Source organism: Streptomyces fructofermentans, from assembly GCF_014651055.1.
In the GTDB taxonomy this organism is placed as follows: Bacteria; Actinomycetota; Actinomycetes; order Streptomycetales; family Streptomycetaceae; genus Streptomyces; species Streptomyces fructofermentans.
On sequence record NZ_BMWD01000007.1, the window covers coordinates 256283 to 263338 of the forward strand.

The following is a 7056-nucleotide window of genomic DNA, read 5'->3' on the forward strand; positions in this document are numbered from 1 at the left end:
GCGGGCCACCCGCACACGGAGCGCCCGCGGCAGCGTTTCCACGGAGCCGCACTGCGAGGCACGGGCAGGCCGGCGGCGGGGACGAGGCGTCCGGTGGCCGGGACCAGGTGCACGCCTCGGGGGCGGCACCCGACCCGCGGTGCCGCCCCCGACGCACGGAACCCGTCAGAGGTCCGTGGCCGTGACCCTGCCGGAGCGGACGGCCTCACCCAGCGCTTCGAAGTCCCGCTCGTTGCGGTCCGCGTAGGCCTGCGCGAACTCCATGAGGGCCCGGTCGAACCGGTCGCCGCCGCCCATGTACGCGGCGATCGCGATCGGGTCGCCGGAACGGGCGTGGGCGCGGGCCAGCGAGGCACCGCAGATCTGCCCGAAGAAGGTGAGCAGGTCCGGGCCCATGGTGTCGGGCCGCGCGATGCCCTTCCAGTCGCGGAGCTGGCGGACGTAGAAGTCCCGCTCGCGTCCGTCGAGGCCCAGCACATGGGTCCAGCCGAGGAAGATGTCGCTGCTCGTCTGGATGAGGCGCTGACCGGTCACCACGCGGCAGCCCTGGTTGTCGAACGGGGCGCCGCCCGTATGGGCGGCGAGGACCGACTCCTGCGCCTCCTTGGCCTGGAGCATCAGGGGGTCGTCGTCGTCCCTGCCGAGCAGCAGGATGATCCAGCAGCGGGTGCCGACACTGCCGACGCCCACCACCTTCCTCGCCATGTCCACCAGGCGGTAGCGCTCCAGCAGGTACCGGCGCTCCGGCGGCAGGCTCCGCGCGTACGTCTCCACGACGGAGGTGAGCTCCTTCGCCTGCACGTCGTACTCCCGGGCGGTCAGCAGGTCCTTCAGCGGGGTGATCAGCGGCGGGTCCGGGGTGAGCCGCCGCCCCTCGTCCGTGATCCGGGTGAGCTTCTCGAAGGCCTGCATGTACGTACGTGACCGCGCCTTCTTCGTCGCCTGGGCCGTGCGGCGCCTCTCCTCCTTGTCCATCGACGCGGACAGCAGGTGCCGCATCCGGTCGGTGTCGTCCTGCGCGTACCAGACGTCCAGGGTCCGCATGCCGGCGAACTGCCGCATGCGCTCCCGGTAGGAGCTCACGCAGGCGCGTACCGCGTCGTCCTGCTCCCGTGAGGAGAAGCCGTTGGCCCGGGCGGCGATGACGAAACTGGCCGCCAGCCGTTTGACGTCCCACTCGAACGGCCCGGGGAAGGTCTCGTCGAAGTCGTTGATGTCGAAGACGAGATGGCGTTCCGGTGAGGCCAGCAGGCGGAAGTTGAGCAGGTGGGCGTCACCGCACAGCTGCACCTCCAGGCCGGAGTCGGGCAGGGGCCCCAGGTCCGTCGCCATGATCGCCGCCGCTCCCCGGTAGAAGCGGAACGGTGATTCGAGCATGCGGCCGTAGCGGATCGGCACCAACTCGGGCACCCGGGTCGCGGACTGGCGCTCGATCACCTGGATCGGATCCGGCCGGCCCGGACCCGTCACGAAAGAGGCCTGGGACGAACGCGGGGCCCGCTCACGGGCCTTCTTGCCGTACGCCGCCCGCTCGGCGGGCGTCAGCGAGGTGGTGGGCGTGTTCGGTGTGGTCATGGTCCGACCTCCTGGTCCGGGGTACTGGTGTCCGGCCCGGCGCCGGACGGCGGGCCGCGGTGCTGCTGACGCAGACCGGCCTGGACCGCGCCCGTGAGGACCCGTGCGGCGCCACCGACGAACAGCAGGCCGCACACCATCTGGAGCATCACCATCACCCGCGCCGGCTCGGAGTCGGCGGCGATGTCCCCGTAGCCGACGGTGCTCAGCGTGGTCACCGTGAAGTACAGGGCGTCCGTCCGGGTGAGGGGTTCGTTGAAGGAGCCCGGTGAGGAGTGCTCCAGGAGGAAGTAGCCGCCGGCGAACAGGACGAGGAACAGCGCCAGGGTGGCGGCCAGGGCCTCGACCGCCTTCAGCCGGGGGTGCGACGAACGCACGATCGTCCTCACCTCCCACAGGAACACCAGCAGGACGCACAGGAGCCCGAGGGCGAACAGCGCCGCGTCACCCGCTCCCCGCGCGTCGAGCGGCAGGAGGTAGTAGCCGACGACGAACGCGACCACGATCGAGACGGTACGGCCGATCGCCAGGAGTGCCGCACGACGGGAGGGCCTGACGTGCAGGGACCACGGATCGGGACCCATGTCCGGGCCGGACGGGGCCTGCGGGGACTGGTCGGCCACTGGATCGCTCACCTCGGCTCTCGTGTCGCGCCGTACCCGGAGTGCCGGCCGCGTACCGCCGGCCGCCGAGGGACGGGTGGACTCGTGCGCCCCGCCTCGAACGTGCGCATCCCCTCGATAGTGGTGCAAACCCACCATGATCGCCGGGGCCGTGCCGCGGGCTCACCCGCCGGGGGTGATCCGGTCGGCCCCGCCGGGAGGGAGGCTCGCGCGTAGGGACCATGCGCGCCTGCCGCCCCGGGCGGCCGGGTCGCGGCCCCTTCGGACGTACGAGGAGGAGCCATGACCGAATCGCACGGCCCGGCACCGGACACCGGCCCGGACCAGTCGCCGTACGGGCGGGACACGACCCCGACGGGCGACCCCGCGGACCTGCTGGTGTCCGTCGGCGGTTCGTGGACCTGGATTCTGGGCTCGGCGATCGCCACCCTGGTGCCGGGCATCCTGGTCCTGGTGTGGCCCGACCAGACCCTCCACGTCCTCGCGGTCCTCATCGGGCTCTACCTGCTGGTCATCGGAGCGTTCCGGTTCGTCTCGGCGCTCTCCCGCAGGGACCAGGGCGAATGGCTTCCGGGGCTGCTCCTCGCTGTGCTGTTCGTCCTCGCCGGGGTGCTGTGCCTGCGCAACCCGCTCCAGACGATCGCCGCGCTCTCGCTCATCGTCGGGATCGTGTGGCTGGTGTCCGGCATGCTGACCGCCTACACCGCCCTCGCGTCCAAGGAACTCGCCCACCGCGGCCTGATCCTCGGCATCGCGCTGCTCTGCGTCGTCGCGGGCATCGTGGTGCTTGCCCTGCCGACCGAGACGGCCCGGGCCCTGACCCGGCTGATCGGCCTGTGGCTGGTTCTGCTCGGCGTGGCCGAGTTCGGTCTCGCCTTCGCCGTACGAGCCGCCCTGCACAGGCCGCGCACCACCGGCCCGCGCGGTTCCACCCTCCCGGGCTGACTCCAGGAGCCGTCGGTTCCGCTCTCACCCTCCCCGGGTGAGGTGATCCGGACCTTGCCGTGTGCACGCTGAGGTCAGCACGACGCAGCCGGGCGAAGTGCTCGGGACGGAGGAGAGACATGAGCGAGCAGATGTACCTCGCGTACGACTATCCGCTGCTGGGCGCCTTCTGGACCATGCTGTGGCTGTTCCTGTGGATCCTGTGGTTCATCCTGCTCTTCAGGATCATCGCGGACATCTTCCGTGACGACGGTCTCAGCGGATGGGGCAAGGGCGGCTGGCTGGTCTTCGTCGTCTTCCTGCCGTTCCTCGGCGTGTTCGTCTACGTGATCGCCCGTGGCCGGAAGATGGGCGCCCGCGAGATCACCCACGCCCGCGCGCAGCAGAAGGCGTTCGACTCCTACATCAAGGACACCGCGGGGACGCCCAGTCACGCGGACGAACTCTCGAAGCTGTCCGAGATGCGCTCCCGGGGCGACATCACGGACGACGAGTTCCGCAGGGCGAAGGAACTGGTCCTGAGCGGACGAGGTCCTTCCGAGCGGCCGGGCGGCGACACCTCCGCCCCCTCCGGTCACTGACAAGACACCGTCACGACAGAAACGAGGCGGCACGATGACCGCTACACACCCCGCGCGCGGACACACCGCGAAGCAGCAATGGGCGACCGGCCTGATGGCCTTCGGCGCGGTGATCCTCATGATCGCCGGCGTCCTGGACATCTTCCGGGGCATCTCGGCGATCGCCGAGGACGACATCTTCGTCACGACGGAGAACTACGTCTTCCAGTTCGACCTCACCGCCTGGGGCTGGGTCCACCTGGCACTGGGCGTGGTCGCCGTGATCGTCAGCCTCGGCCTGTTCCAGGGGGCGATGTGGGCCCGGGTCTCCGGTGTGGTCATAGCCGGGCTCATCATCATCGCCAACTTCCTGTCCCTGCCCTACTACCCGGTCTGGTCGGTCGTGATGATCGCCGCGTCGGGGTTCGTGATCTGGGCCCTCTGCGTGGCGGGGCGCGGCGACGCCCGGGACATGTAGGAGCCGACCGGTCCCGTCCGGACCGAGGGAGTCCGACGGCCCGTCAGGTGCGTACGGCCCCCGACGGCCGGAGCCCGGAGCGGACAGGAGCGGACGGCAGGGGACGGGAGCGGACGGGAGGGGACGGGAGCGGACGGGAGGGGCCGCCACGAGAGGGTGGGAGCGGCACCCGAGGGAGCCGTGGACCCCGGTGCGGGATCGGCCACCAGGCCGGTTGCGTACCGGGGTCCCTCGGTGTGCTCCGCCGGGTACCGCCCCCGTGGACCGCGGACCCGACGCCCCCGTACGCGCATGGGCGCAGGTGTGTCGTCCGGCCGCGGGCACCCGCGGTCCCGCACCGGGCGTAGACGAACCGCCGCCCCGGTCCCGGCGGCGGCTGCCGCCGCCGGGACCGGGCCGTCCGCGGATGGGGGCCGACGGGCCGGTGTGCCGGCTGCGGATGCCGGGACGGCGGGCGACGGGGGCCGCGGACGCGACCGGCGGACCGGGAGCCGGGAGTGCGACCCCGGCGCGTGCCCACGTGCTCCGGCCGGCGGCGAAAACGCTTGGACCGCGTGAGCACGGTCGCGGGACACTTCTCTTCCCGGCCGACCCGTGCACACGCTGACGTCCCCGCGAATCGCGCGAGGACTCCGTCGTCGCGTCCGCCGGTGGGAGGGGCCGAGCACGGCGAGCACCCGGACCGGAGCCGCGTACGTCCACGGGGGTGGCGGCAGGGCCGGACAGGGTGGGACGGACTGTCGTACGACGACACGGGGTGGGGATGGCATCGCCTGAATCACGTGGGATTCCGTCGGTCGAGGAGCAGCGCGAGAGCGGGAAACAGCACAAGGGCCGGCCACGGCCCGGCCGTCGGGGCTGGGGGAGAGGCAGGCGCGGGGCGCCGCGCGAGCCCGTTTCCGGGGCGGAGGCCGAGGCCGCGTCGGACGTGAGGGCCGAGGAGCGACGCAGGCCCCGGCGCAAGGGCTCGGTGGTCCTCGCACTGCGCTACTACGGGCGGGAGTTGGTCCGGCACCGACTGGTCTCGGTGCCCGCGATGCTCCTCCCCGCGATGGGCAACATCGGCATCAACTACGTCGCCCCCCTGATCGTCGCCAAGCTCGTCGGCAGGATCGCGGCCGGTCCCGCCCCGACGGTCGGCGCGGCACTGCCGTACGTCCTCGCGTTCGCCGGGGTCCTGCTGCTCGCGGAGACCCTGTGGCGCCTGGGCCTGCACTGCCTGAACCGGCTGGACGCGCGCGGCATCGAGCACCTCTACGTGGTCGGCATGGACGAACTGTGCGCCAAGGACGCCGCGTTCTTCCACGACAACTTCGCCGGTTCGCTGACCAAACGGGTCCTGAGCTTCGCCTCCCGGTTCGAGGAGTTCGTCGACACCCTGACGTTCGCCGTCGTGGGCCGCTTCGTGCCCCTGGCGTTCGGTTCGGTGGTGCTGTGGAGCTACGAACCGCTGCTCGTGGTCGGGCTCGTGTCGATGCTCGCGCTGACGGCCCTGTCCGTGACGCCGCTCATCCGTCGCCGACAGGCACTCGTCGACCTGCGCGAGGCGGCCATCGCGCGCGTGTCGGGCCATGTCGCCGACAGCCTGATGAACATGGACACGGTCCGCGCGTTCGCCGGCGAGGAGCGCGAGGCCGCAGAACACCGGTCCCGCGTCGCGGAGTCGCGCAGGCTCACGCTCAGGGCGTGGGACTACGGCAACCTGCGCATCGACACCGTCGTGGCGCCGATGTCCGTGCTGACCAACGCGCTCGGACTGCTCCTCGCGGTCGCGCTCGCCGGGGGCGGACACGGGGTGGAGGCGGTCGTGGTCGCCTTCACCTACTACACCAACGCGACACGCATCATGTTCGAGTTCAACCAGATCTACCGCCGTCTGGAGAGCTCGATGACGGAGGCCGCGCAGTTCACCGAACTGCTCCTGACGCCTCCCACCGTCGTCGACCCGGCCTCCCCCGAACCACTGCTGCCCCGGGCCCCGGACATCCGCTTCGAGCGGGTGACGTTCTCCCACGCGGGCGCGGAGACGCTGTTCGAGGAACTGGACCTCTCCGTGCCGAGCGGCACGAGGATCGGCCTCGTGGGGCGGTCCGGCGCGGGCAAGACGACGCTCAGCCGGCTGCTCCTGCGGATGACCGACATCGACGGCGGCCGCATCCTGGTCGGCGGCCAGGACATCAGCAGACTGCGCCAGGCCGACCTGCGCAGCCTCATGGCCTACGTGCCGCAGGACCCGGCGATGTTCCACCGCACGCTACGGGACAACATCGCGTTCGCCCGGCCCGAGGCCACCGACGCCGAGATCCGCCGGGCGGCCGAGGCGGCCCATGTCACGGAGTTCGCCGACGCGCTGCCCGACGGCTTCGACACCCTGGTCGGGGAGCGGGGCGTCAAACTGTCGGGCGGGCAGCGCCAACGGGTCGCCCTGGCGAGGGCGATCCTGCGCGACGCCCCGATCCTGCTGCTCGACGAGGCGACCAGCGCGCTGGACTCGGAGAGCGAGATCCTCGTCCAGGAGGCGTTGTGGCACCTCATGGAGGGGCGGACGGCGCTCGTGGTCGCGCACCGGCTGAGCACCGTCGCCACCATGGACCGGCTCGTCGTCCTCGACCGCGGGCGGATCATGGAACAGGGCACCCACCAAGAGCTGCTCGCCTCCGACGGCGCCTACGCCAAGCTCTGGCACCACCAGTCGGGGGGCTTCCTCGGCGACAACTCGCCCCTCGCGGACCCCGATCCCGAGGTCCCCGACCCCACCCGGCCGGGCTTCACCGGCCCCGGTGGTCCGGCGCTGTCGGACTCCGGCCCCGCGACCAGGCACGGCAGGAACTGAACCTGCGTGCCGGGCCCGCACACTGGAAGCGGCGTTCCACCC

Annotated in this window: 6 protein-coding genes; 4 read left to right on the plus strand and 2 right to left on the minus strand. The window is 71.8% G+C overall.

Annotated elements, in window-relative coordinates:
* Positions 1-165: 165 nt before the first annotated feature.
* Complete coding sequence (locus IE265_RS12960) at positions 166-1575, minus strand: DUF2252 domain-containing protein (protein ID WP_190035622.1); 1410 nt, start codon at positions 1573-1575, stop codon at positions 166-168.
* On the minus strand, positions 1572-2210 hold the full coding sequence (locus IE265_RS12965; RefSeq protein WP_229916154.1) for a potassium channel family protein: 639 nt from the start codon (positions 2208-2210) through the stop codon (positions 1572-1574). Before IE265_RS12965 ends, IE265_RS12960 begins: the two co-directional genes overlap by 4 nt.
* A 270-nt stretch (positions 2211-2480) precedes the next feature.
* Here IE265_RS12965 and IE265_RS12970 point away from each other — a divergent pair, with 270 nt between their 5' ends.
* The 4 genes from IE265_RS12970 (at position 2481) to IE265_RS12985 (ending at position 7014) form a co-directional block, all read left to right on the plus strand.
* Positions 2481-3143 (plus strand): HdeD family acid-resistance protein, encoded by a 663-nt coding sequence (locus IE265_RS12970; RefSeq protein ID WP_190035623.1) that lies wholly within the window; start codon positions 2481-2483, stop codon positions 3141-3143.
* Between the two features lie 119 nt (positions 3144-3262).
* Positions 3263-3724 (plus strand): SHOCT domain-containing protein, encoded by a 462-nt coding sequence (locus tag IE265_RS12975; RefSeq protein ID WP_190035624.1) that lies wholly within the window; start codon positions 3263-3265, stop codon positions 3722-3724.
* A 34-nt stretch (positions 3725-3758) separates the two neighbouring features.
* Positions 3759-4181, plus strand: a complete 423-nt coding sequence (locus IE265_RS12980; protein WP_190035625.1) for a DUF7144 family membrane protein — start codon at positions 3759-3761, stop codon at positions 4179-4181.
* 970 nt (positions 4182-5151) lie between these two features.
* Complete coding sequence (locus IE265_RS12985) at positions 5152-7014, plus strand: ABC transporter ATP-binding protein (RefSeq protein ID WP_190035714.1); 1863 nt, start codon at positions 5152-5154, stop codon at positions 7012-7014.
* Positions 7015-7056: the final 42 nt, after the last annotated feature.